Origin of the sequence: Diaphorobacter sp. HDW4A (assembly GCF_011305995.1) — a bacterium.
Classification (GTDB): domain Bacteria; phylum Pseudomonadota; class Gammaproteobacteria; order Burkholderiales; family Burkholderiaceae_C; genus Diaphorobacter_A.
Genome location: NZ_CP049910.1, coordinates 3,937,221 through 3,962,162, shown reverse-complemented (window position 1 = coordinate 3,962,162; position 24,942 = coordinate 3,937,221). Strand labels below are relative to the sequence as shown.

The window sequence follows — 24,942 nt, the reverse complement described above, 5'->3', positions numbered from 1 at the left end:
TTGAGTCGGGTACTGAATTTGAAGCGTCAGTCATAGACACTTGCTGATTTATTGACATATATCGGGTTTCCAAGGGATGGCGCAAAAAGCCCCTCATTGTAGAATGGACCGGTTTTGCACTCATAAGAAAAGAACCCTCGATATGAAGTTGCTTGCCTCTTTGTTGATGGCTTTTGCGGTCGCAGCGACCGCTGTTCCTTCATTGGCTGCGGGCGATTCCGCAGCGAAAGCACCCAAGCCCGACCTTGCCAAAGGCGAGGCCAGTTATGCCGTTTGCGTGGCCTGTCACGCGGCCGATGGCAACTCCAGCATTGTGGCCAATCCCGTGCTGGCGCAGCAGCATCCGGAATATCTGGTCAAGCAATTGCACGAGTTCAAATCCGGCAAGCGCAATGACCCCGTCATGAAGGGCATGGCCTCCATGCTGTCCGATGACGACATGCGCAATGTCTCGTGGTGGCTGGCTTCCAAGAAGGCCAAGACGGGCTTTTCCAAGGACAAGGAACTGGTCTCGCTCGGCGAGAAAATCTACCGCGGCGGCATTCAGGAGCGCAATATCGCTGCATGTGCCGGTTGCCACAGCCCGAATGGGGCTGGCATTCCCTCGCAATATCCACGACTGGGTGGCCAGCACGCGGATTACACAGCCAAGCAGCTCACTGATTTCCGTGATGGAAAACGTGGAAACAACGCGATCATGACGCAGGAAGTTTCCAAAATGAATGACCGCGAGATCAAGGCGGTTGCTGATTACATTGCTGGTCTGCGTTAAAGTATTTCAAGGCTATTTTCAGTTCCGCAAGTCATATTGACGGAACCTTCCGCCAATAATCACACCCAAAAGGGCGGGCGCATCTGGATGGATGGGCCGCCCTTTTTCTTTTTTCGCTCAAGCTTTCATGTCCGACGCCACCCTAGACGCCTCCAACGCGTCACCCAGCTCTCCGAACTGGCGATCCCTGACCGAACTGCTGGCGTCGATGCGATTCGCCATTTCGCTGCTTACAGTGATCTGCATCGCCTCGGTGATCGGCACGGTGCTCAAACAGCACGAGCCAGCGGTGAATTATGTGAACCAGTTCGGTCCGTTCTGGGCGGACCTGTTTCTCGCGCTCAAACTCAATGCGGTCTACAGCGCCTGGTGGTTTCTGCTGATTCTGGCGTTTCTGGTGGTGAGCACGTCGTTGTGCGTTGCGCGGCATGCCCCCAAATATCTGGCCGACATTAGCGCCTACAAGGAAAATATCCGCGAAAAAAGCCTGAACGCCTTTCATCACAAAGCGAAGGCGGAGCTTGCCGGTGCTCCAGCGGACGAGGCGCAGCGACTTGGGAAAATGCTGGTGTCTGGCGGCTGGAAGGTCAAGCTCCAGCAGCGTGACACCGAAGCCGGACCCGGCACCGGCTGGATGCTGGCGGCCAAGGCGGGTGCTGCCCACAAAATTGGCTACATTGCAGCGCACTCATCCATCGTGCTGATTTGCTTGGGGGGGCTGTTCGACGGGGACCTGATCGTGCGCGCGCAGATGCTTCTGGGCGGTAAAACGCCCTACACGGGCGGAGGTTTGATCTCCGAGGTGGCACCCGCGCATCGCCTTTCGGATCGCAATCCCACCTTTCGGGCGAATCTGCTGGTGGCCGAGGGTACGCAGTCGAGCACTGCGATTCTGAACCAGTCCGACGGCGTGCTGCTGCAGGAGCTGCCATTCGCCATTGAGCTCAAGAAATTCATCGTCGAGTATTACTCCACGGGAATGCCCAAGCTGTTCGCGAGCGACATCGTCATTCACGACAAGGAAACCGGTGAGAAGAAGGAAGCGCGCGTGGAGGTGAACCATCCCGCGAGCTACAAGGGCGTCGAGATTTATCAGTCGAGCTTTGATGACGGCGGCTCCAAGGTGCAACTGCAGGCGCGTTCGTTCCAGCAGGGCATCAAGCCGTTCATGGTTTCGGGCGAAATCGGCGGATCGCTCAAGCTGCCGGCCAGCGGCATCGGCGGACGTCCCGCGACGCTGGAATTCACCGCGCTGCGCGTGCTCAACGTCGAAAACCTGAGCGGTGCGGGCTCCGAAGTGGATGTGCGCAAGGTCGACTTGAAGCACTCCATCGAATCGCGTCTGGGCGCGGGCAATAAGAGTTCCACCAAGCGCGACCTGCGCAACGTCGGCCCGAGTATCACCTACAAGCTGCGCGACGGCTCGGGCCAGGCGCGCGAGTTCGTGAACTACATGCTGCCGGTGGACACGGGCGATGGTCTGCCGGTTTACCTGCTTGGCGTGCGCGAGACGCCTGCCGAGCCGTTCCGTTATCTGCGCGTGCCGGTGGACCCCGAAGGCGGCATCGACGGTTTCCTGCATCTGCGCGAGGCGTTGGCCGATTCCGCGTTGCGCGAACAGGCGGTGCAGCGCTATACCCGGCTCGCGCTTGACGACAAGCGCCCCGAGCTGGCCAACCAGTTGCAGCAGTCAGCACTGCGCGCTCTCACGTTGTTTGCCGAAGGCGACAGCAAGAACGGGCAGAAGCAGGTGGGCCTGCAGGCGATTTCCGATTTCATCGAGGCGAACGTGCCCGAGGCCGAGCGTGCCCGCGCGGGCGAGGTGCTGGTGCGCATTCTGAACGGTGTGCTGTACGAGCTGGCGCAGGTATCGCGCGAGAAGGCCGGGCTGAAGGCCATGACGCCCGATGAGAAGACGCAGAACTTCATGACCCAAGCCGTGCTGACGCTCAGCGACGTGCAGCTCTATCCCGTACCGGTGTTCTTCGAACTCAAGAACTTCGAGCAGGTGCAGGCCAGCGTATTCCAGGTGGCGCGCGCACCGGGCAAGAACATCGTATACCTCGGTTGCGCATTGTTGATTCTGGGCGTGTTCGCCATGCTTTATGTGCGAGAGCGCAGAATCTGGATCTGGTTCACTCCTGCACTGCAGGGCTCGGGCCAAGGCTCGAAGGCCGTCATGGCCCTGTCCACGAATCGCAAGACGCTGGATGGCGACAAAGAGTTCGATCAATTGAGCGGAAAATTATTGGGGGTCGTACGCGAGCCCGGAGGTAACGCAGCATGAATACCGCAACCACCACGATGACTCTGAACGAAGGGTATTTCTCTCGGCGCAACTGGCTTGACTGGTTGTTTGCCGCGCTCGTGATCGGGGGCGGATTGTTTGCGTTTCAGCGTTACGGCCATGCGATGGATGTCTACGAAAAGGGCATTCTGATCGGCGCGATTCCCTGCGCGATCTGGCTGGGATGGTTCTGGCGGCCATTGGCCACGCTGATGCTGGGGGTGGCCGCAGTGTCGCTCGGGGCGATTGGTCTCTACCAAGTTGACGGTGCAGGTGATCTGGCCCGTGCCGACAAGGTCTTTCTGCTCAAATATTTCATTTCCAGCCAGTCGGCGATTCTGTGGATGAGCATGCTGTGTTTCATCAGCACGGTGTTCTATTGGGTGGGCATGTTCGTGAAGGGTGAAGGCGACGCGCTGATGAAGCTCGGTTCGCGCATCGCATGGGCGGCGGTCACGATGGCACTGATTGGCACGATGGTGCGCTGGTACGAGAGCTACCAGATCGGTCCGGACATCGGTCATATTCCAGTCAGCAATCTCTACGAAGTGTTCGTGCTGTTTTGCTGGCTGACGACACTGTTCTATCTCTATTTCGAAGATCAATACAAGACGCGCGCGCTCGGCGGTTTCGTCATGCTGGTGGTGAGCGCGGCCGTGGGCTTTCTGCTCTGGTACACCGTGGCGCGCGACGCGCAGCAGATCCAGCCGCTGGTGCCGGCCCTCAAGAGTTGGTGGATGAAGCTGCACGTACCTGCCAACTTCGTCGGTTACGGCACGTTCGCGCTGTCGGCGATGGTGGCGTTTGCCTACCTCATCAAGCAGCAGGCGAGCGAGACCAAGTGGTACAAGCTCGCACCATTGTGGCTGCTGGGTGTCGCGCTGTGTTTCGAGCCGCTGGCCTTCCGTCAGACGCAGCAGACAGGTAGCTCGTACTGGATGATCTATTTCGGAATCTCGGCACTGATCGTCGCGGGCATTCTGCTGGCGCGTCGCCGGATCGCTTCCCGTTTGCCCGCGCTCGAAGTGCTCGACGACGTAATGTACAAAGCGATCGCTGTCGGCTTCGCGTTCTTCACCATCGCCACCGTGCTCGGCGCACTCTGGGCGGCCGAAGCCTGGGGTGGCTACTGGAGCTGGGACCCGAAGGAGACTTGGGCACTGATCGTCTGGCTGAACTACGCGGCCTGGCTGCACATGCGTCTCATGAAGGGGTTGCGCGGCACGATGTCGGCTTGGTGGGCTCTCGTCGGTTTGGCGGTCACTACGTTCGCCTTCCTCGGCGTGAACATGTTCCTGAGCGGACTTCACAGCTACGGTGAACTTTGAGGGCGTTTGCTGACTCCACTGTGGATGCTTTTGTCGTAGCCTGCAACTTCTGACGCAGAGGCATCCATCATGTTGATACGCACCCAAGACCACGGCTTCATTCATCCTGATTCGTCCGAAATCACGCCGCGCGCTGTGTATGAACAGCGGCGGCGTTTTTTGTTGCAAGGCCTCGCGGCGGGAGCGTTCGGTGCGACCGTTGGAGGCACGTTTGCACAGACGGCCGGATACACGCCCGCCGGCAAGCTGACGGCCTTACCGTCCACGCGCTCCAAGGCGGCGGGTGCGGTCACGATGGAGAAGATCACCGCATACAAGGATGCGAGCAGCTACAACAACTTCTACGAGTTCGGCACCGACAAAGCCGATCCTGCGCGCAACGCTAGTACGCTGCGCACACGGCCGTGGAAGGTGGAGGTGACGGGGCTGGTCGGCAAGCCCAAGACCTTCGACATCGAGGAACTCCTCAAGCTCAGCGCCCAGGAGGAGCGGGTGTACCGCCTGCGCTGCGTTGAGGGCTGGTCGATGGTGATTCCATGGATCGGTTACTCGCTCTTGGAATTGCTCAAGCGGGTGGAGCCGACGCCCGCTGCGAAGTATGTGGAATTCGTTACGCTGGCGGATAAGGCGACCATGCCCTTCGTCGGATCGCGCGTGCTGGACTGGCCCTATACCGAAGGGTTGCGGCTCGACGAGGCCATGCACCCGCTGACCCTGCTGTCGTTCGGCATGTACGGCGAGGTGCTGCCGAACCAGAACGGCGCGCCGGTGCGGCTGGTCGTGCCTTGGAAATATGGCTTCAAGAGCGCCAAGAGCATCGTCAAGATCGTGCTGACCGACAAGGAGCCGGGCACGGCGTGGAACAAAGCCGCGAAGAACGAATATGGCTTTTATTCCAACGTGAATCCCGAGGTCGATCACCCGCGCTGGAGCCAGGCGAGCGAGCGGCGCATCGGCGAGGACGGCCTGTTCGCCAAGAAGCGCAAGACGCTGATGTTCAACGGCTACGAGGCGCAGGTCGGCCAGCTCTATACGGGCATGGATCTCAAGAAGTTCTATTGATCGTGGCGACCATTGCGCAACGTTCGCTTGGAGGCGGGCTTCTGGAACGCATGCTGCGCCTGTCGGCCGCCAAGCCGGTGATGTTCACACTGTGCCTGTTGCCATTCGCGTGGCTGGTCTATGCGGCGTTCAATGATCAGTTCGGCGCGAATCCCGCCGAGGCGCTGATCCGCTCGAGTGGCGATTGGACGCTGCGCATGCTCTGCGTGGTGCTGGCGGTCACGCCGTCGCGGCAGTGGTTCAACGCGCCCTCGCTCGCTCGGTTTCGTCGCATGCTGGGGCTGTTCGTGTTCTTCTACGCAGCGCTGCATCTGCTTTGCTACGCGTGGTTGGACATGGGCTTCGAGCTGGATGAACTGCTGCGCGACATCGCCAAACGGCCGTTCATTCTCGTGGGATTTCTCGCGTTTCTGCTACTTGCTGCGCTCGCGGTGACATCGCCCAAGCGCATTCTCAAGGCCATGGGTGCACGGCGCTGGCAGCTGCTGCACCGCGCGATCTACCTGAGCGCGGGCCTCGCGCTGCTGCACTTCTTTTGGATGCGCGCGGGCAAGAACAACTTCAACGAGGTGATGGTCTATGTGGCGATCATCGCTGTCCTGCTGCTGGCTCGCATCTGGAAGAAGTTGGAAGCACGAAGGCGTAAAAAAGCCGCTTGATGATGACATCAGGCGGCACATGGTGTGGAGCGAGAATGCTCAGGCAGGGATGAACTTGCGTGCCACGGGGTCGATCTTGCCCGTGGGGAACTGGTAGTTCCGATCGTCGAACAGGTCGATACCGCAGTTCAGGACGTCAAGCCAGTTGTAGAAGTCTTCAATGGCCTTCTTGCCCGTGATGGGAGCGCCATGCTGGGGAACGATCATGGTCACATCGAGCTTGCGGGCCATGCGGGTCCACAGGCGCAGGATCTTGTTGGAGACCATGTAGCGCCGGTGAAAACCTTCCATGAGCGGGACATGGGCGGCGAAATCCGTGACGGGCTTGCGGGCATCCGTGCCCGACATCATCGAGACGCCGAGGTCGCCGCTGAACAGAATCTTGCTGATCGGGTCGTAGAAATGGAAATTGCCCTCCGCGTGCATGAAGTGCGCGGGCAGCATTACCAGTTCGGTCTGGCCCAGCGGCAGGTGCGCACCTTGGTCCGGCACGCCGATGACGCGGTTTTCCGTCTTGCCCACCTTGGTGAAGTGCGGTGCAAACCGCTCCCAGACGCGGGAGATCACGAGCTGCGCCTTGGTGCTGGTCATCCAGCGGTCAAGCGAGGCGATGATGTCCGGATCGGCATGTGAGGCGACCAGGTACGACAGCTTGTTCGGTGGGAAGTACTTGGTCATGCCCATGAACAGCTCGTTGAATGCGAGGTTGCCGCCCGGGTCGATGATCGCTCCGGTGTCCCCATCGACAATCAGGAATTGATTCGCCTGCACAGCGGCGCCATCCTCCTCGATGAGGTCTGCAAACATCAGGCAGATATGGCGCTTGTCTCGGTAAAGTTCGACGGGTTCCAATGACATATTGCAATTTCGTATCGAAAGCAACAATTTATGTGCAAAGTCAAATCCCGGTATTGATTGAAATCAAGAGCGAACTCAGCGCTGCACGTCGGATGCGGCGCTGGCGGGGGCTACCGCAGCAGCTGGTGCCGTTGGAGTGGACCTCCGGGTCGGATCCAGTGTCTGCGGCAGCGTGGCGCGATTGGCGGCCGCAGGTTCGGTCGGGAGAAACAGTGGTCCGCGCTGCCCGCAGCCCAGCAGGACTACCGCAATCCCGCCGAGGACAATCGACCTGAATAGAATTTGGGGAGACTTCAACATCATCGAATTGTAATGACTGACACCGAATTCATGGATCGCGCCGAGAAACTGCTTCTCGCCATCGAGCAGCGCTGCGACCAAATCAACGAAACAACCGACGCGGATCTGGACAGCCAGCGTTCCGGCGGCATGGTGACCATCACGTTCGCCAACCGCAGCCAGATCGTCATCAACCTGCAGAGGCCCCTGCATGAGGTGTGGATGGCGGCACAGAGCGGGGGGTATCACTACAGGTTCGATGGCATGGCCTGGCAGGACACCAAAGGCGGTGCCGAGTTCTTCACCGAGCTCAGCCGCGACGCCAGTACCCAATCCGGTCAGCCCTTGGTTTTTGCTGGCTGATTGCATAAAAAAAGGCAGCGCTTTGGGGCGCTGCCGTGTTGTTTGCGCTCTCGCGATTCTCAGTTTCTGAACAGATCCAGAATCTTGTTGCGTTCCTCGCTGGGCGGTGGCGCGGTCGGGGAGGTGCTTGAGGCGCCGGAAGATGCCTCCATTCCCAGATTGGAGACGCCGCCGCTGCGGGCGTATTCCTCGTACATCCACTCTCCGCCGACGTTGACCACGCCCGGTGGAACCGTTGGTTCGGAGACGGGAACGCCCTTGAGTGCGCGTTCCATGTAGCTGATCCAGATCGGCAGGCTCAGGCCGCCGCCGGTTTCGCGGCTGCCGAGGTTGCGAGGGGTGTCATAGCCGATCCAGGTAATCGCGACGACCGTGGGCTGGAAGCCCGCGAACCAGGCGTCGAACGCGTCATTGGTCGTACCGGTCTTGCCGTAGATGTCGGGGCGCTTGAGGGTCGCCTGGGCCTTGGCTGCGGTGCCTGAGCGAGCGACTTCCTGCAGCAGACTGTTCGTGATGAAGGCGTTGCGTGCATCGATGGCGCGGTCCATGTCGGCGAGCGATGGCGGGGGCACTTCGGAAAGCACATGGCCACGGTGATCGGTGACGCGAGCGATCAGATAGGGATTCATGCGGTACCCGCCATTGGCGAATACAGAGTAAGCGGTCACCATCTGCATGGGGGTTACTGAGCCAGCGCCGAGTGCCATGGTCAGGTAGGGTGGGTGCTTGTCGGCATCGAATCCGAAGCGGGTCACCCAGTTCTGAGCGAATTTCGTTCCCGTCGCCTGCAAAATGCGGATGGAAACTACGTTCTTGGAGCGTGCCAGACCGGTTCGCATCGTCATGGGCCCATCGTATTTGCCATCGTAGTTCTTGGGCTCCCAAGGCTGGCCACCGGTGACGCCGGCGCTGAAGAACAGCGGGGCATCATTGACGACGGTGGAAGGGGAGAAGCCCTTTTCCAGCGACGCGGAATAAATGAATGGCTTGAAGCTCGAGCCTGGTTGGCGCCATGCCTGCGTGACGTGGTTGAACTTGTTCTTGTCAAAGTCGAAACCTCCGACAAGCGCCTTGATGGCGCCGGTGCGCGGATCAGCAGACACGAAGGCGCCTTCGACTTCCGGCAATTGCGTGATTTCCCAGCCCTGCTTGGGCATCTGCACGATGCGCACGATGGCGCCACGGCGCAGCTTGATATTTGGCGGTGACTTGTCGCTCAGACCGGATTGAACTGGCTTGAGGCCGTCGCCGGTGATCGTGATCGATTCCCCATTGGCCCGGGCCACAACGACCTTCTTGGCGGAAGCTTCCAGAACGACGGCGGCCAGTACGTTGCCATTGTCGGGGTGGTTGGCGAGCACGTCGTCGAGCATGTCTTCGGTTTCGCCGGGATCCTTGGGCAGATCGACAAAACGTTCCGGGCCGCGGTAGTGCTGGCGACGTTCGTAGTCCATGATGCCCTTGCGCAACGCGATATAGGCGGTTTCCTGATCGCCCGCGTTTAACGTGGTGTAGACGTTCAGACCGCGGGTGTATGCCTCATTGCCATATTGGGCAAAGATCATCTGGCGAACCATTTCCGCGACATATTCGGCGTGCACGCGGGTGTCGTCTGTGCCGGAGCGAAGTTTCAGGTCTTCCTTCTTGGCTTCTGCAGCTTGCTGAGCAGTGATGTAGCCGTTCTCCTGCATGCGCTCGATGATGTAGAGCTGGCGTATTCTGGCCCGCTTGGGGTTTGCGATGGGGTTGTAGGCAGAAGGGGCCTTGGGCAGCCCTGCGAGCATGGCTGCTTCGGCGATGGTGATGGACTTCAGTGGCTTGCCGAAATAGGCTTCGCTTGCAGCAGAAAATCCGTAGGCGCGATTACCCAGATAAATCTGGTTCATGTAAATCTCGAGAATCTGATTTTTCGTCAGTAAATGCTCGAGCTTGAATGTCAGCAATATCTCATAAATCTTTCGGGTAAATGTTTTCTCAGATGAGAGATAAACATTTCTCGCGACTTGCATAGTAATCGTCGAGGCCCCTTGGCTCTTGACTTTACCGAGGTTGGCAAGCGTAGCCCGGACCATGCCCTTGTAGTCGACACCGCCGTGCTCGAAGAAGCGCGAGTCTTCAATGGCGAGAACGGCGTTCTTCATGACGTCCGGAATTTCGTTGATAGGGGTCAAATTCCGACGTTCTTCCCCGAATTCGCCGAGCAGCGCCCCTTCCTGTGAGTAGACTCTTAACGGTAGCTTAGGTCGATAGTCAGCCAGTTGCGAAATGTCCGGCAGGTTCGGGTAGGCCATGGCCAAGCCGATGGCTACGACGATGAACCCGGCCACCACGCAAGCCGCGGCGATGCCGAAGAGCCATGCGATGGCCTTTGCAATCCACGACAGAGGCGAGCGTCGGGGGGGCTTCGGTGGCGTTGACGGGGAGTGTGGAGATGTTTCTGTTCGAGGCATAGGGATCCAGAGGCTAGCGTTGCATTATAAAAACTGTCCTACCGCTTGGCGTTTCATCATGTTTTGATTGAATTTATGGAGCCGTGCAGGGAAACAGGATCGGCCAGAGCGTCTGCTTTTGACAACGGCATCGGGGCCTAAATTGGCTAAAACTCTTTGCTGGATAACAACCTTACTGATAGCATTCATGTGAAGTGTTAAGTTTTGTTGCGCTCTATCGGTGGGAAATTATGGGAGGCGATCTTGATAACAATGGGGTCACTTTTTGGTAGGCAGTCTGCCCCGTTGCTCGGGATAGACATCAGCTCGTCCAGTGTCAAGCTCGTAGAGCTGGGACGCGACAAGGCCGGGTCGTACGTGCTCGAGCGTTGCGCCATGGAACAATTGGAACGCGGCTGGATCGTTGACGGCAACGTCGAAAAATTCGAGGAAGTGGCTGAGGCCATCAAGCGACTCGTGAAAAAAAGCGGGACCAAGACCAAGCATGTGGCCTTGGCTTTGCCGTCTTCTGCCGTCATCACCAAACGTATCACGTTGCCGGGTGGCCTGAGCGAGCAGGAGATGGAAGTTCAGGTGGAGTCGGAGGCCAACCAGTACATTCCATTTTCGCTGGACGAAGTCAGCCTCGACTTCTGCGTGCTCGGGCCGAACAAGTCGGCTCCCGATGATGTCGATGTGCTCATTGCCGCATCCCGCAAGGAAAAAGTCCAAGACCGCCAAGGTCTGGCCGAAGCGGCTGGTTTGAAGGCCATGGTTATCGACATCGAATCCAACGCGGCCCGCATGGCTGCTCATCGGCTTGTGGAGTCTCTTCCAAGCAATGGGCAGGACGCGGTGGTCGCGCTGTTTGAAATCGGCGCAATGACCACCAGCATGCAGGTTCTGCGCAACGACGAAGTGTTGTATGACCGAGATCAGGCCTTTGGGGGTTCGCAACTGACCCAACTGATTGTGCGTCAGTACGGATTCTCACAGGAAGAGGCTGAATCCAAAAAGCGCAGCGGCGACCTGCCGGAGGATTACAACTCGGCAGTGCTGCGTCCATTTGTGGATAGTTTGGCGCAGGAAGTGGCTCGCGCGCTTCAGTTCTTCTTCACCAGTACGCCATACAACCGCGTGGACCACATCATGCTGGCGGGTGGATCAGCTCCATTGGCAGGTTTGACAGAAGCGGTCACCAAGAACACGGGCTTTGCCTGCTCGACGATCAATCCGTTTGACGGAATGGAGATCGCGGGCTCTGTCCGACTCAAGAAAATGGTACGAGAGGCGCCAACCTATCTCACCTCTTGTGGGTTGGCGATGCGGAGGTTTCTGCAGTGATGTTAATCAACCTGCTTCCTCATAGAGAAGCGGCCAGAAAGCGTCGGAAAGAGGCGTTTCAGGTCACTATGTTTCTGGCCGCAGTGCTGGGTGTGCTTATCGCGGGTGCGGTGTACATGTGGTACCAGAACAAGATCGAAAACCAGCAAGGTCGCAATGCGTTCCTGCAGAGCGAGATCAAGAAACTGGACGAGCAGATCAAGGAAATCGCGTCGATCGAAGATGAGATTGCTGCTCTGCGCGCGCGCCAAAAGGCGGTGGAAGACCTTCAGGCTGACCGGAATCTGCCGGTATACCTTCTGAAGGAGTTGGCGTTGCAGTTGCCGGATGGGATCTACATCACCGGGGTCAAGCAGACCAATCAAGTGGTAGAGATGCAGGGCATGGCCCAATCGAACGAACGGGTTTCCGAGTTGCTGCGCAATCTCTCGAGCAATACCCCGTGGTTTGCCAAGCCTGAATTGCTGGAAATCGTGGCTGCCAATGCGACGTTGTCATCCAAGGATGTGCGACGTGTTGCATCGTTCAAGATGCGATTCCAGTTGATGCGCAGCTCCGACCTCAAGAAGGAAGCGGACGCAGCCCAGAAGACTGACAAGAAGGGAGCCGCCAATGGCAAGTAAGCGCGCTCCAAAATTCGAGATGGCGCAGGTTCAGGAAAAACTTCAGCGACAGTTTTCCAACCTGGATCCCAAAGACCCGTCTATTTGGCCCATCCTGCCCAAGATTCTGCTGTGTGCGTTGATCACGGTGGTCGTGGTTGGTGGCGCTTGGTATTTCTGGCTTCAGGACTACGAAGATCAGTTTCAGGCTGAAGCGGCAAAGGAACTGACTCTGCGTGATGAGTACACCAAAAAACTCACTAAAGCAGTGAGCTTGGAGGCACTGAAAAAGCAGAGAGAGCAGGTTCAGCAGTATGTGACGCAGCTGGAAAAGCAGCTGCCAAGCAAGTCAGAAATGTCCGCTTTGCTATCAGACATCAATCAGGCCGGGCTTGGACGCAGCCTGCAATTCGAGACATTCCGCCCAGGGCAGGTGGTGGCTCGCGACTACTACGCGGAGTTGCCGATCACTGTGCGCGTGACGGGCAAATACCCTGATATCGGGTCATTTGCTTCCGACATTGCCAACCTTTCGCGGATCGTGACGCTCAACAATCTTTCGATCACGCCAGTGAATGCAAAGGATGGCAGCGGAATGCTCGCAATGGATGCAACAGCCAAGACGTTCCGCTATCTCGATCCCGAGGAAATTGCGGAGCAGAAAAGGGCCACAGACGCTGCGAGGAAGAAGAAATGAAGCAGCACGCCTATTCAATATTGATGTTATGCGGCTTGGCACTGCTTTCCGGGTGCGCTTCGGATGACGAAACCGAACTGCGCACATGGATGGCCGAGTTGCGCACTACCATCAAACCCAAAATCACACCGATTGAAGAGCCCAAGCAGTTCACTCCTGCGGAGTACGGATTGGATGGTTCGCTGGATCCCTTTGAGGCCATGCGCTTGACGCAAGCGCTCAAGCGTGATTCGAACAGCTCGGCTGTCAATTCGGCGCTGATAACGCCAGAGCTGGCGCGACGCAAGGAGCCGCTCGAGAGTTATCCGCTTGACGCCATTCACATGGTGGGAAGCATGAACAAGAATAGCGTGCCCATCGCGTTGATCAAGGTAGACAAATTGTTGTATCAGGTGAGGGTGGGCAATCATTTGGGCCAAAACTACGGTTTGGTGACCAAAGTCTCGGAAACCAGTGTTCAGTTGAGAGAAATTGTCCAGGATCCATCAGGCGATTGGATCGAACGTCCGGCAACGCTTGACCTGCAGGAAGGTCCAGAGGGAAAGAAATGATCAGCAAAAAAATCAACCTTCGAGAGAAACTGTGGACAGCGGGAATTGTGTTGTTCGCAGTGATGGGAACAACGTTCGCACATGCGGGTGGTGTCATTCAGTCGGTTTCTGGCTTCACGCAAAGCGGCGCCGAAGTGGTGCGCATTGACCTGTCCGAGCCATTGGCTGAGGTGCCTGCAGGGTTTGTCGTTCAGTCTCCAGCTCGCATAGCGCTGGACTTTCCCGATGTGTCCAATGGCACGGGCAAGAGCACCTTTGATATCAATCAGGGCAACCTCAAGTCGGCCAACATCGCTCAAGGCGCATCGCGCTCCCGTTTGGTCATCAACCTGAAGCAGGCGACTACGTACTCCACGGAGATCCAAGGCAACAGCCTGTTGGTGATTCTGGGTGCCGTGGGCGGAAACGCATCAGTGCCGATGCCGGTTGCCACCAAGTTCGCGGAAGACCAGAACCGTGACTCGTCGCCACTCAAGGATGTCGATTTTCGTCGCGGCGCGGATGGTGCGGGCCGTGTTGTGGTTAGCCTGACCAACAGCCAGGTCGGTGTGGATATCAAACAGCAGAACAAGTCGCTGATCGTGGAGTTCATGCGCTCGTCGCTGCCAGAGGGTTTGCGTCGTCGGTTGGATGTTTCAGACTTTGGTACACCCGTGCAGATGATCAGCAGCTCACAAGATGGTGAGCGAGTGCGGATGGTGATTGATTCCATTGGCGACTGGACGCACAGTGCCTATCAGAGTGACAACCAGTTTGTGGTGGAAGTGCGCCAGAAGAAGGTGGATCTGAATAAGCTGTCACAAGGTCCTGGGTATACCGGTGAGAAGCTGTCGCTGAACTTTCAGAATATCGAAGTGCGTTCTCTGCTTCAGGTGATTGCTGATTTCACGAATTTCAATATCGTTACATCCGATACGGTCACTGGCTCATTGACGCTTCGCTTGAAGGATGTTCCTTGGGATCAGGCGCTGCAGATCATCATGGATGCCAAGGGACTTGGTATGCGCAAATCCGGAACGGTGCTCTGGATTGCTCCAAAGGATGAAATTGATGAGCGAACCAAGAAGGACTTCGAGGCTGCTCAGGCGGTTGAGCGATTGGAGCCATTGCGGACACAGTCTTATCAGCTGAATTATGCAAAAGCGACTGAAATGCTCGCGCAGTTGACTACCAGTGGTGGTGGTAGTGGCGCAGGTGCTACCACTCGATTCTTGACTGCACGCGGCCACGCAATTGCTGAACCTCGAACGAATCAACTGTTTGTGACGGATACGCCAAGTAAGCTTGAAGAAGTGCGGCAACTCCTGATGAATTTGGATGTCCCTGTGCGCCAAGTTCTTATTGAGGCTCGCATCGTTGAAGCGCGCGATACGTTTGGTCGCTCTCTGGGTGTAAAACTCGGCGGTGGCGATTTGCGTGCATCGAATGGCGGTGATGGTGGATACTCGATTGGCGGCGGAAATCGAGTGGCGCTTGGCTCCAGTATGTCCAATGCAAATGCAGCCGCTGGCGTGGCGGGGCAAACATACAATAGCTCTAGCAATTTTGTGAATCTGCCTGCAGGGCTCTCCAATACGTCTGCATTTGGAAATTTTGCATTGTCGATCTTCAATTCGGCAGCGAATCGTTTCCTGACCTTGGAGCTCTCCGCCATGGAAGCGGACGGGCAGGGCAAAATCGTGTCCAGTCCACGATTGATCACTGCTGATCAAACCAAGGCCTTGATTGAGCAAGGCACCGAGTATCCATACTCGGTGACAGCGCCGAATGGTGCAACCACCATTTCGTTCAAGAAGGCTGTTCTGAAGCTTGAAGTTACGCCGCAGATCACGCCAGAAGGCAATATCATTCTGGACTTGGATGTGAACAAGGACAGCCGAGGTGAGACGACGACCCAGGGTGTGGCCATTGACACCAAGCATGTGAAGACACAAGTGCTGGTGGAGAATGGCGGAACGGTCGTGATTGGCGGTATTTTCACTATGGAAGAAACCAGCCAGGAGAATAAAGTCCCTTTCTTGGGGGACGTTCCTGTGCTGGGTAATCTATTCAAGAATAGAACTCGGGAATCGACCAAAAATGAGGTGTTGGTGTTTATTACACCGAAGGTGATTTCTGATCGCGGACCGATCCGTTAATTTGTAAGGTGAATGAGATGAAGAAAATTTTGAGACTATCGTCGCTTCTGATCGCTGCGGTGATCACTGCATGCGGCGGCGGCGGTGGTAGCGGGGGGACGTCTGCACAGCCCTACACAATTTCGCTGAGGGCTGACAAGACGCAGCTGCCTATCAATATCGATCCTAGTACCAATGTTGCGACTATTGGTGCATATGCGCGCTATACGACCACGTTGTATGTGAGCGCAGAGACCGATGGCAAGCCAATTCCAGGTGGCACGGATATCTTTGCGTGTAATACAGCTGCTGGTTTGGATTCGGGTGCTTTGTATTATTTGGATGGGGATAGTTCGCACGAAACGGACGTGAACGGCGTCAAGGTGCCCAATGCGTATCGCTCTATTACCCTTGGCTCAAATTCAGGTGGCAACTCTTTTCACTTCCATGCGGGAACTCAAGCGGGAACTACTCGTATCACATGTTCTGTGACCGATCCGCGTGACAGTAAGGTAATCGCCGCAAGTGTGGATATCACCGTCGGTGCGTCTACAGGCAAGGCGGCTTGGGTGATTGGCCAAGCGCAGGCTACGGCCCCTCTCGGGACAAGCACAAATTTGGTCAATTTGGCTAATAGTGTGGCTATTCAGGCTTCGCTGTATGACGACGCCAACCAGGCAGTTCCGAATCCGACTGCTGCCAATCTTCAAGTCAGCGTACTGCCGTTGACTACGGCAAGCAACGATGCAAGCGTTGGTGCGCTGCTTACAGCGTCTTCACAGAAGAGTTCCTCCATCCGCGTTCAAAGTGTCGGCGGTACTGCGCTGTTCTCGTTGCAGAGCGGTCCCAACAAGGGCCCGATTTTGCTGCAGTTCGTGACAGATCGTTCGGACAACAATGTCGCGAATGGCATTCAGGATGCGATCACCTCATATCTGGTCGTCACTGCTTACGACAGTGTTATTTCGTCGACCGCGCTGGCGATGGTTACAACGGCAATACCTGATGCCGTCAATGGAATGCCCTATACCTTCGCACTGGAAGCGTCGGGAGGAAATGCACCTTATGCATGGTCTTTGGTGAGTGGCACCATGCCCTTGGGTCTGGCGTTGAACAGCGCTGGTTTGATCTCGGGTACGCCATCTGTGAAAACGGTCGGTACCTACCCATTGGTGATCAAGGTGACGGACAATGCAGGTACGACAGTTCAAAAGAATCTGACGGTCGCGGTAACGGGTACTGCAACAGCAGATGCTTTGTCCATCAATCTGAGCGGTTGCTCAGGTGATATCAACAACACCTGCGCAATTCCGAATGCCACTATGGGGTCGGTGTATCAGTATGGCTTCTCTGCTACGGGTGGTGATCCGACAGTCGCCGTAGAGTGGACCTTTGGTGGACTGCCAAAGTGGTTGGCTGGTAGTTCCTCTGCAGCCGGTATTGGTTTTGTAAGTGGCACCCCAACATCGGTCACCACTACTACTACGGCGGGAACGCCCCCTGTGACGACTACTACCATCACTGGTGATGCATGCGGCCCACAAGGCTTTTTGGTGACCGCCAAGCGTGGCAGCGCGACTGTGTCCAAGCGCGTTTCGTTCACTCTGAGCGCTGGTTCCACTCAACAGTGCCCTTGATCACGATATCGTGAGTCAACAGAAGTGGCTAGCTCTGGAAAGAGCAGTCACTTCAGCATCTCAAAAGCCCCGGAATGATTTTCGGGGCTTTTTTGTTTTGACATGGCTTGAACCACGCGCCACTTTGAAGTGCCCTACACTTCCGCAGGTCACCCCTCTCTTTTGGCACAGAAATATATGTCTCCCGTTTCCGTCGAAATCCCACTGGATGAGCGCAGTTACTTCATCGATATCGGCGAGGGATTGCTTACTGACCTGAATGCAAACCGTGCTTTGCCCCAAGGCACATCAGCCCTGATAGTCACCAACGAAACCGTGGCGCCTCTCTATGTGAGCAAGCTGCAGAGTGCATTGCAGGGGCAATACCGTGCCGTGCACACCGTCATCCTCCCTGACGGCGAGGAATACAAAACCTGGCAGACGTTGCAGAAGATCTTCGACGCGCTGCTTGAGAACGGTGCCGACCGCAAGGCCGTGCTGTTCGCGCTCGGTGGTGGTGTCATCGGTGACATGACTGGTTTTGCCGCTGCCAGCTACATGCGCGGGGTGCCGTTTGTTCAGGTGCCGACCACCTTGCTCGCCCAAGTGGACTCTTCCGTTGGTGGCAAAACTGCTATCAATCATCCTCTCGGCAAAAACATGATCGGTGCGTTCTACCAGCCGCAGTGGGTGGTGTGCGATCTCGACACGCTCGATACCTTGCCCGCGCGCGAGTTGGCGGCGGGGGTTGGGGAGATCATCAAGTATGGGCCGATCTACGACATGGAATTCTTCTCTTGGCTTGAGAGCAATATGGATGCGCTGCTCCAGCGCGACAGGTCGGCCTTGGCCCATGCGGTTAAGCGCAGCTGCGAGATCAAGGCTTGGGTTGTGGGCCAGGACGAGCGCGAGTCCGGGTTGCGGGCGATTTTGAATTTCGGCCATACCTTTGGTCATGCGATTGAGGCGGGCATGGGCTACGGCAAATGGCTGCATGGGGAAGGCGTTGCGGCTGGCATGGTGATGGCGGCTGAATTGTCCAAGCGCCTTGGCATGGTGGACGAGGCCTTTGTGCGGCGTCTGCGTGCGCTGATCGAGCGCGCGGGATTGCCGGTGCGTGGTCCGCGCATTGATGCTGACGATAACGCCGGTCGCTATCTCCAGCTCATGCGTATCGATAAGAAATCGGAGGCGGGCGAGATCCGCTTCGTGCTGATCGACGGACCGGGCAAGGCCATTATGCGGCCCGCGCCGGATGCGTTGGTGCGAGAAGTGATCGACGCCTGCTGCGAATGAACCCATGAACGAGTGAATTGGCGAGACGAGATGCGAAGGAGCGAAGACTTGCAGCATGTGTTGATGAACCACCAGCCTCTCGCTTCCTGTGCCTGCCATTCCGACCAAAGTCGCGGGCGACGCTTTCCTCAGCCGCCCGCGCCGACGCGCTCCGAGTTTCAGCGGGACCGTGACCGCATCGTGCATTCCACCGCGTTTCGTCGGCTGGTCTATAAGACGCAGGTGTTCCTCAATCACGAGGGCGATCTGTTCCGCACGCGCCTGACGCATTCTCTCGAAGTGGCGCAGTTGGGGCGATCGATTGCCCGTTCGCTCAGGCTCAACGAAGATCTGGTTGAGGCCGTTTGCCTGGCCCACGATCTGGGGCATACGCCGTTTGGTCACGCCGGACAGGACGCGCTCAATGAATGCATGAAGGACTGGGGTGGCTTTGAGCACAACCTGCAGAGCCTGCGTGTGGTGGACACGCTCGAGGAACGCTATCCCGACTATGACGGCATCAACCTCACCTTCGAGACGCGCGAGGGCATTCTCAAGCACTGTTCGCGGCGCAATGCCGAGCTCATCGAGCAGCGCGAGCCGCATGGCGTCGGCGAGCGCTTTCTGCGCGGCTGGCAGCCCAGTCTGGAGGCGCAGCTCTGCAACCTCGCCGACGAAATCGCCTACAACGCGCACGATGTGGATGATGGTGTGCGCTCGGGACTCATCAGCATGGAGCAGCTGTGCTCCGTGCCTTTGTTCGAGCGCTACAGACTGCAGGCGCTCGCCGCCCATCCTCAATTGCAGGCCGAATCCGGTCAGCGCCGATTGCTCAACGAAACCATTCGCCGCATGCTCAGTGATCAGGTCTACGACGTGATCAACGCGACCTCGCGCGCGATTGCCGGACACGCTCCAGACAGTGTGGACGATGTGCGCCGTGCGCCCGCGCTGGTGCAGTTTTCGGCGCAGATGTGTGCCGAGTCGCTGGCGCTCAAGCAGTTTCTGTTTCGCGAGCTGTACCGCCATGCGCAGGTGATGGACACCATGGCGCTTGCGCAGCAGGTGATCCGCGAGCTGTTCGCGATCTACCTGCAGACCCCGTCCGAGATGCCGCCCGCGCAGGCAGCGCAGGCGCTGGCGGGTGATGAACTCAAACGCGCGCGCGTGGTGGCGGATTTCATTGCGGGCATGACCGACCGCTATGCCGGGCGCGAGCACGAGCGGCTGACGGGTTCGCGGCTGCTCAGCGCTTGAAGCGCAAGACCCGCCAGCGGATGCAAAAAGGGCGGGGGCCTAAAATACTGCCCCTCAGATCCCACGAAATACATCCATGTCCGAAGAGAACACTTCCGCGTCCCCCACAGATTCAGCGCTCGCAGTGCGCGACGGCCAAGTGGTGGCCGACACCGTCCAATGGCTTGAAAAGGCCGTCATCGGTAAGCGTCCGGGCACCCCACCCTGATCTACCGCTGGAAGTCGCAGAGGTGGAGTGACCCCTACGTTTTGGAGCCGCAGCAAGCTTCGTCGCCACCGGCCTGGATTGGAGGGCACGGCACCGAACCGAACGAGCAGAACACACAACAATGGCCCGGTTTTGGGCGCAAGACCGTGTGGCAACTTTCGCACTCGTAGAACCATTGGCACGCGTCCGTCGGCATTGTTTCGTTCTTGGCATGCCCACACTCAGGGCACGTCAGAACAGAGTCCAAGATCAAATCCATTACGGCTTTGCCGGGGCAACAGATGACGGGAATCCAGCTTCCGTGGTGGCCTTGGTCAGCACGTCCACCTTGACCTTGGTGTCATCAAAGACCACCGTGGTCTCTCGTTTGGCCAGGTTGGATTTGACGCCAATGACTCCGTCGATCTGGGTCAGTGCCTTCTTCACCGTGATGGGGCAAGTGGCACAACTCATGCCGGGCACCGACAGAGTGACGCTTTGTTGGGCAGCCCAGCCGGGCGTCAGCAGCAAGAGTGCTGCAGTGGTCATGATCAACCGCTTCATGTCGGAGCCTTTCATCAGTAGAACCAGTGGGCGAACAGGGGGAACACCAGCGCGGCCACCAGCAACAGGGTCACCAGGGCAAACAGCACCTTGTAGGAGAGGCTGACCATCGGCCGCTGACATACCTGTCCCGCTTCACAGGCCACAACCGGGCGCCATATCCGGCGCGCCGCAAAGATCAAGGCGATAGTGGCTGCACCAATGAACAGTGGTTGGTACGGCTCCAGCAGCGTCAACGTGCTGATCCATGCTCCAGAGATGCCCAGCATGATCAGCACCAGAGGGCCAAGGCAGCAGGCGGACGCAAGGAGCGCGGACAGGCCACCCGCGATCAAGGCCTTTCCACCGCCAGTGGCACGGGCAGAAATGTCTGTAGATTTTGTTGACATGGCTTAAGCTTAGTCCCGTACATTGGTACGGAGTCAAGCACCATGAGCCTTCCTCTTCCGCATGCCCACCCCGGCTTGACCATTGGTGATCTGGCCAAGGCGGCCGGTGTCAATGTAGAGACCATACGGTTCTACCAACGCAAGGAGCTGATGCCCGAGCCAGAACGGCCCCAGGGCAGCATTCGGCGATATGACCAGAATGACCTATCGCGATTGCATTTCATCAAGACTGCGAAGCGGCTGGGGTTCAGCCTGGATGAGACCGCGCAGTTGCTGCAACTCGACGATGGTGCGAGCTGCGCTCAAGCCCGTACACACGCAGAGTCCAAGCTCGCCGAAGTTCAACTCAAGCTTGCAGACCTGCACCGAATGGAAGCCGTACTCTCTGAACTGATCGATCTCTGCAGTTCTGGGAGAGGCAAAGTCCGTTGCCCGCTGATTGCGGCAATGGAGAGGCAGTCGCCTCCGCTACAGATTTGAAGCAGTGGTGGACTGCCAGCGATGTGGCAAAAGATCATGGATGCGGCTGGCGCGCTGCATGGGCAGACGTGCCATCACATCGCGCAGGTAGGCGTAGGGGTCATGCCCGTTCATGCGCGCTGACTGGATCAAGCTCATGACGGCGGCGGCGCGTTGGCCCGCGCGCAGGCTGCCAGCGAAGAGCCAGTTGTTGCGACCAATGGCAATGGGCCGGATCTGGTTCTCGATCCAGTTGTTGTCCAAAGGCAGTTGCCCATCGTCGACGAACCGGGTCAACGCCACCCAGCGCCGCAGGCTGTAGTCCAGCGCCTTGGCGCTCGCTGAACCTTCGGGCACCTTCTGGCGTTGCAGCAGCATCCACTGGTGCAAGGCATCGAGCAGCGGCTTCGTTTGTTGTTGCCGGATGGCCCGGCGCTGATCGGCGCTGAGCTCCTTGACCTCGCGCTCGATTTCGTAGACCCGACCGAACTGCTGCAGCGCGAACTCGGCGATCTGGCTCTGGTTAGCTGCATGCAGATCGAAGAACTTGCGCCGCGCGTGCGCCAGGCAACCGACCTCGGTCACGCCGCTGGCGATCAAGGCTTTGTAGCCGCTGAAGTCGTCACAGGTGAGGCTGCCTCTCCAGTCGCCCAGGAAGCGCCGGGCATGTTCGCCCGAGCGTGATTCGCAGAAGTCGTAGACGATCACCTTGGTGTTCTCGAAGGCACCCGTGGCATAGGCCCAGAGGTAGGCCCGGTGCGTCTTTCCGTTGCCCGGCTTGAGCATGGACACCGGCGTCTCATCGGCATGCAGCACGCGGTGCTGCAGCAGCTCGTTTCTCATGGCATCCACAAGTGGCTGCAACTGCACGCCACACGCGCCCACCCACTGAGCGAGCGTGGAACGCGGGATCGCGAGACCAGCTCGACCAAAGATCGCTTCCTGGCGGTACAGCGGAAGGTGATCGGCGTACTTGGCCACCAGCACCTGCGCCAGCAGCCCGGTGGTGGGGATGCCCTTGTCGATGATGTGCGGATCGACGGGGACTTGGGTGAGCGTCTCGCACTTCGCACAAGCCCACTTGCCCCGGATGTGGCGCTCGACGCTGAAGACGCCAGGCACATAGTCCAGCTTCTCGGCCACGTCCTCGCCCACGCGCTTCATCTGGCAACCGCAGGCACAGGTGGTCGAGTCGGGCTCGTGGCGGATCTCGCGCCGCGGCAGGTTGGCTGGCAGCGGCGCGCGCTTGGGAACCTTCTTCTCTTCAACCTTGGCGGGCGCCTGCGCTTCTTGCAGCGCATCGATCTCGGTGGCCACGGCTGCCAGGTCGGCCTCGATCTCGTCTTCGAGCAGGCTCTTCTGTTCGGGGTTGAAGCGTTCGGATTGAGCTGCGAACTTCATGCGCTTCAAGAGCGCGTTCTCGTGCGTGAGTTTGTCCAGCAACGCGCTCTGGTGGCGCAGCTGCGTCATGAGGCGCGTGGTCAGCTCACGCAGCTCTTCTGCGCTCAGGCTCTGCAGGGATTGAGGCTCGACCACCATGGGCATCCACTGTGCCAGCACTGGCACACGCGCACCATTGGCGCATGCCCCAATTGGCAAGCACCGGTCTGCGCTTCAGAGTCAGACCACGGTGATGACACCACCGTTGCCAAGGCGCTGCCAGGGCAGGCCCAGCACCAGCGCATCGAACTGGGCTCGGGTGAGCGAGGCGGTGCTTGCCGCATCACGCGGCCAGACGAACTTGCCGCTGTTGAGGCGACGCGCTGCCAGCCACACACCGATGCCGTCGTGCACCAGCACCTTCATGCGGTTGGCGCGTCGATTGGCGAACAGGTAGGCGTGGTGCGGGCGCGCTGCGCCGAAGACCGACACCACGCGAGCCAGCGCCGTCTCGGTGCCCGATCTCATGTCCAGCGGCTCAGTGGCCAGCCACAGCGCATCAACCCGGATCACTTGAGCAGCTCTCGCATCCACACGGCGCACTGGTCGGCCGCATCCAATGGCCAGGTCACCGAGACGGTGGTGGCGCCACGGCGCAGCTCGATGCGGATGTCTGGTGCAAGTGCAGGCCCTGGTGAACATGCCGCTGGCGGCAGCGGCACTGGAACGAATGCGGGGGCCTGGAGTGCAGGCAGCGCGCCACCCGCTTCGCGGCGCCACTTGTGAACGACGTTGGCGTTGATGCCGTACGACAAGGCAATGCTGGCCACCGATGCACCCGGCTCGGCGCACTGAGCAATGATCTGCTGCTTGAGCTCGGCGCTGTGCCGCCGGCGGGTCTTCTTCTTGGCTTCATTCATGGTGTCCACCTAAATCTTTGGTGGACACCATCGTTGCCGCTTAGACCAATCCCTTCAAGGGTGGGATGACCGTGCGCTTACCGTCATCGGCTTGAATCTGTGCCCGTTCGCGAAAGGCGTGCATGTGAAGGGGCAGATCCACTATGTGGTGAGCCATGCGACCGATGCGCGTGAGCTGGCGGACGATCTGCACCGCGAACTTGAGGCGCTTGCCGAAATCTCGGCGGAAAAGCGCGACACCACGCTGCTGATGGCGCCCGATTGCCTCGAGGATTTTCTGGATTTCAACGATTTTCTGGAGCTGGCCGACGACATGATCGAGGCGCTCGATCTCGGCGGCATCCTGCAGGTGGCATCGTTCCATCCGCAGTTCCAGTTCGATGGCACCGATCTGGATGACGTGAGCAACTGCACGAATCGCACGCCGTATCCCACGCTGCATCTGCTGCGCGAGGAAAGCATCGACAAGGCTGTGGAAGCCTTCCCTGAAGCTGAAGAAATCTTTGAGCGCAACATCGAGGTGCTCGAGAAGCTGGGCAAGCAGGGCTGGGATGCGCTCGATGTCGGTGCCCATGCGTGCCCGCATATGCAGCAGCAAGCGAAGGCGTGAGCAACATGTCGACGAAGCCAAAATCGCCACGCCAGCAGGACGCTCCAAAACACGCATCCAAGGCCGAGGCCGCGAAGGCTGCTGTGCTGGCCGAGCTGCGCCCCGGCCAGTCCATCGAACTGCTCAAGGAACTGCACATCCTCACGCGTGAAGGCCAGCTCAACCAGGACTCGCGCCGCAAGCTCAAGCAGGTCTACCACCTCTATCAGTTCATCGAGCCGGTGCTTACTGAATTGGCTGCGAATGATCACGCGCCCACGTTGGCCGATCATGGCGCGGGCAAGTCGTATCTCGGCTTCATCCTCTACGACCTGTTCTTCAAGCAGCTCGGTCGCGGAGAAATCTACGGCATTGAATGGCGCGCGGAGCTGGTGGAGCGCTCACGAGCACTGGCCAAGCAGTTGGGCTTCGAGCGGATGAGTTTCTTCAACCTCTCGGTCGCGGCATCCACGCAATCGCAGGAGCTGCCCGAGCAGATCGACGTGATCACCGCGCTGCACGCCTGCGACACGGCGACCGATGATGCGATTGCTTTTGGTTTGGAAAAGAAGGCGCGCGCGATGGTGCTCGTGCCTTGCTGCCAGGCCGAGGTGGCATCTTGCCTTCGCCAAGGCAAGGCCTTGCAGCTCTCACGCACGCCGCTGGCCGAGCTGTGGCGTCATCCTATTCACACGCGTGAGCTGGGCAGCCAGATCACCAATGTGCTGCGCTGCCTTTACCTTGAAGCGAGCGGTTATCAGGTTACAGTGACCGAGCTGGTCGGCTGGGAGCACAGCATGAAAAACGAGCTGATTTTGGCCCGCTACACTGGCCAGAAGAAGCGCAGCGCGCAGGAGCGACTGCAGGCGATTCTTCAGGAGTTTGGCCTTGAGAAGTCGTTGGCGCACCGCTTCGGCCTCGCGAACGAAGCGGCTGCCGATTGATGATGTTGAGGCGG

General features: G+C 58.4%; 27 protein-coding genes. 18 read left to right on the top strand and 9 right to left on the bottom strand.

Features of this window, described 5'->3' with window-relative positions:
• Window positions 1-142: 142 nt before the first annotated feature.
• The 5 genes from G7047_RS18190 (at window position 143) to G7047_RS18170 (ending at window position 6,108) form a co-directional block, all read left to right on the top strand.
• The gene (locus tag G7047_RS18190; protein ID WP_166312138.1) at window positions 143-772 is read left to right on the top strand and encodes a cytochrome c; all 630 of its coding nucleotides are present in this window, start codon (window positions 143-145) and stop codon (window positions 770-772) included.
• A 127-nt stretch (window positions 773-899) separates the two neighbouring features.
• A complete protein-coding gene (locus G7047_RS18185) occupies window positions 900-3,059 on the top strand; it encodes a cytochrome c biogenesis protein ResB (protein ID WP_166308494.1) in 2,160 nt (719 codons plus the stop codon).
• The gene (gene ccsB / locus G7047_RS18180) at window positions 3,056-4,387 is read left to right on the top strand and encodes a c-type cytochrome biogenesis protein CcsB (RefSeq protein ID WP_166308491.1); all 1,332 of its coding nucleotides are present in this window, start codon (window positions 3,056-3,058) and stop codon (window positions 4,385-4,387) included. Before G7047_RS18185 ends, ccsB begins: the two co-directional genes overlap by 4 nt.
• A 69-nt stretch (window positions 4,388-4,456) precedes the next feature.
• Window positions 4,457-5,449, top strand: coding sequence for a protein-methionine-sulfoxide reductase catalytic subunit MsrP (msrP, locus tag G7047_RS18175; RefSeq protein ID WP_166308488.1), 993 nt, complete (start codon window positions 4,457-4,459; stop codon window positions 5,447-5,449).
• 50 nt (window positions 5,450-5,499) lie between these two features.
• Window positions 5,500-6,108: a sulfite oxidase heme-binding subunit YedZ gene (locus G7047_RS18170; protein ID WP_166312137.1), complete on the top strand. Its 609-nt coding sequence runs from the start codon at window positions 5,500-5,502 to the stop codon at window positions 6,106-6,108.
• A 39-nt stretch (window positions 6,109-6,147) separates the two neighbouring features.
• Here G7047_RS18170 and G7047_RS18165 read toward each other — a convergent pair whose 3' ends face one another.
• Both G7047_RS18165 and G7047_RS31180 read right to left on the bottom strand, forming a co-directional pair.
• The gene (locus G7047_RS18165; protein WP_166308485.1) at window positions 6,148-6,966 is read right to left on the bottom strand and encodes an MBL fold metallo-hydrolase; all 819 of its coding nucleotides are present in this window, start codon (window positions 6,964-6,966) and stop codon (window positions 6,148-6,150) included.
• Between the two features lie 75 nt (window positions 6,967-7,041).
• Window positions 7,042-7,266, bottom strand: coding sequence for a lipoprotein (locus tag G7047_RS31180; protein ID WP_240939169.1), 225 nt, complete (start codon window positions 7,264-7,266; stop codon window positions 7,042-7,044).
• A gap of 12 nt (window positions 7,267-7,278) precedes the next feature.
• Between G7047_RS31180 and cyaY the strand changes: the two genes are divergently transcribed.
• Window positions 7,279-7,608: an iron donor protein CyaY gene (gene cyaY, locus G7047_RS18160; protein ID WP_166308482.1), complete on the top strand. Its 330-nt coding sequence runs from the start codon at window positions 7,279-7,281 to the stop codon at window positions 7,606-7,608.
• 59 nt (window positions 7,609-7,667) lie between these two features.
• Here the strand turns inward: cyaY and G7047_RS18155 are convergent, their stop codons facing one another.
• Window positions 7,668-10,058, bottom strand: coding sequence for a penicillin-binding protein 1A (locus tag G7047_RS18155; RefSeq protein WP_205904650.1), 2,391 nt, complete (start codon window positions 10,056-10,058; stop codon window positions 7,668-7,670).
• 243 nt (window positions 10,059-10,301) lie between these two features.
• On the opposite strand from G7047_RS18155, the gene G7047_RS18150 reads away from it, so the two are divergent.
• From G7047_RS18150 to G7047_RS31175, 9 genes are all read left to right on the top strand, one after another.
• Window positions 10,302-11,381 carry a pilus assembly protein PilM gene (locus tag G7047_RS18150; protein ID WP_371813895.1) on the top strand — a complete coding sequence of 360 codons (1,080 nt, stop codon included), beginning with the start codon at window positions 10,302-10,304 and terminating at the stop codon, window positions 11,379-11,381.
• Window positions 11,378-12,004 (top strand): PilN domain-containing protein, encoded by a 627-nt coding sequence (locus G7047_RS18145; protein WP_166308479.1) that lies wholly within the window; start codon window positions 11,378-11,380, stop codon window positions 12,002-12,004. The genes G7047_RS18150 and G7047_RS18145 overlap by 4 nt, the downstream gene beginning before the upstream one ends.
• Window positions 11,994-12,680 carry a type 4a pilus biogenesis protein PilO gene (locus G7047_RS18140; protein WP_166308476.1) on the top strand — a complete coding sequence of 229 codons (687 nt, stop codon included), beginning with the start codon at window positions 11,994-11,996 and terminating at the stop codon, window positions 12,678-12,680. Before G7047_RS18145 ends, G7047_RS18140 begins: the two co-directional genes overlap by 11 nt.
• Entirely contained in the window at window positions 12,677-13,231 is a 555-nt protein-coding gene (locus G7047_RS18135) for a pilus assembly protein PilP (RefSeq protein ID WP_166308473.1), read from the top strand. Before G7047_RS18140 ends, G7047_RS18135 begins: the two co-directional genes overlap by 4 nt.
• On the top strand, window positions 13,228-15,369 hold the full coding sequence (gene pilQ / locus G7047_RS18130) for a type IV pilus secretin PilQ (RefSeq protein WP_166308470.1): 2,142 nt from the start codon (window positions 13,228-13,230) through the stop codon (window positions 15,367-15,369). The genes G7047_RS18135 and pilQ overlap by 4 nt, the downstream gene beginning before the upstream one ends.
• Before the next feature lie 17 nt (window positions 15,370-15,386).
• Window positions 15,387-16,985 carry an Ig domain-containing protein gene (locus G7047_RS18125; RefSeq protein ID WP_166308467.1) on the top strand — a complete coding sequence of 533 codons (1,599 nt, stop codon included), beginning with the start codon at window positions 15,387-15,389 and terminating at the stop codon, window positions 16,983-16,985.
• A 177-nt stretch (window positions 16,986-17,162) separates the two neighbouring features.
• Window positions 17,163-18,260, top strand: a complete 1,098-nt coding sequence (aroB, locus tag G7047_RS18120; protein WP_166308464.1) for a 3-dehydroquinate synthase — start codon at window positions 17,163-17,165, stop codon at window positions 18,258-18,260.
• Window positions 18,261-18,323: 63 nt separating this feature from the next.
• A complete protein-coding gene (locus G7047_RS18115) occupies window positions 18,324-19,496 on the top strand; it encodes a deoxyguanosinetriphosphate triphosphohydrolase (RefSeq protein ID WP_166308461.1) in 1,173 nt (390 codons plus the stop codon).
• A 76-nt stretch (window positions 19,497-19,572) separates the two neighbouring features.
• Window positions 19,573-19,704, top strand: a complete 132-nt coding sequence (locus G7047_RS31175; protein ID WP_166308458.1) for a DUF1415 domain-containing protein — start codon at window positions 19,573-19,575, stop codon at window positions 19,702-19,704.
• 34 nt (window positions 19,705-19,738) lie between these two features.
• On the opposite strand, the gene G7047_RS31170 is transcribed toward G7047_RS31175, so the two are convergent.
• Genes G7047_RS31170 through merT form a run of 3 tightly spaced genes read right to left on the bottom strand, consistent with a single transcriptional unit; the run spans window position 19,739 to window position 20,636 of the window.
• Window positions 19,739-19,963 (bottom strand): GDCCVxC domain-containing (seleno)protein, encoded by a 225-nt coding sequence (locus G7047_RS31170; protein ID WP_082585479.1) that lies wholly within the window; start codon window positions 19,961-19,963, stop codon window positions 19,739-19,741.
• Window positions 19,963-20,247 carry a mercury resistance system periplasmic binding protein MerP gene (gene merP / locus G7047_RS18100; RefSeq protein ID WP_056265797.1) on the bottom strand — a complete coding sequence of 95 codons (285 nt, stop codon included), beginning with the start codon at window positions 20,245-20,247 and terminating at the stop codon, window positions 19,963-19,965. The genes G7047_RS31170 and merP overlap by 1 nt, the downstream gene beginning before the upstream one ends.
• A gap of 14 nt (window positions 20,248-20,261) precedes the next feature.
• Window positions 20,262-20,636 (bottom strand): mercuric ion transporter MerT, encoded by a 375-nt coding sequence (gene merT / locus G7047_RS18095; RefSeq protein ID WP_056265800.1) that lies wholly within the window; start codon window positions 20,634-20,636, stop codon window positions 20,262-20,264.
• A 42-nt stretch (window positions 20,637-20,678) separates the two neighbouring features.
• Here merT and merR point away from each other — a divergent pair, with 42 nt between their 5' ends.
• Window positions 20,679-21,116 (top strand): Hg(II)-responsive transcriptional regulator, encoded by a 438-nt coding sequence (gene merR, locus G7047_RS18090; RefSeq protein WP_056265803.1) that lies wholly within the window; start codon window positions 20,679-20,681, stop codon window positions 21,114-21,116.
• Here merR and G7047_RS18085 read toward each other — a convergent pair.
• The 3 genes from G7047_RS18085 to G7047_RS18075 form a co-directional block, all read right to left on the bottom strand.
• Window positions 21,105-22,634: an IS66 family transposase gene (locus tag G7047_RS18085; protein ID WP_166311894.1), complete on the bottom strand. Its 1,530-nt coding sequence runs from the start codon at window positions 22,632-22,634 to the stop codon at window positions 21,105-21,107. The two genes, merR and G7047_RS18085, sit on opposite strands and share 12 nt — an antisense overlap.
• Window positions 22,635-22,715: 81 nt before the next feature.
• A complete protein-coding gene (gene tnpB, locus G7047_RS18080) occupies window positions 22,716-23,048 on the bottom strand; it encodes an IS66 family insertion sequence element accessory protein TnpB (protein ID WP_056265807.1) in 333 nt (110 codons plus the stop codon).
• Window positions 23,045-23,395, bottom strand: coding sequence for a transposase (locus G7047_RS18075; RefSeq protein ID WP_056265811.1), 351 nt, complete (start codon window positions 23,393-23,395; stop codon window positions 23,045-23,047). Before G7047_RS18075 ends, tnpB begins: the two co-directional genes overlap by 4 nt.
• Window positions 23,396-23,480: 85 nt before the next feature.
• On the opposite strand from G7047_RS18075, the gene G7047_RS18070 reads away from it, so the two are divergent.
• Window positions 23,481-24,005: a DUF1415 domain-containing protein gene (locus G7047_RS18070; RefSeq protein WP_371813894.1), complete on the top strand. Its 525-nt coding sequence runs from the start codon at window positions 23,481-23,483 to the stop codon at window positions 24,003-24,005.
• A 5-nt stretch (window positions 24,006-24,010) separates the two neighbouring features.
• Window positions 24,011-24,928 carry an SAM-dependent methyltransferase gene (locus tag G7047_RS18065; RefSeq protein WP_166308455.1) on the top strand — a complete coding sequence of 306 codons (918 nt, stop codon included), beginning with the start codon at window positions 24,011-24,013 and terminating at the stop codon, window positions 24,926-24,928.
• Window positions 24,929-24,942 lie beyond the last annotated feature (14 nt).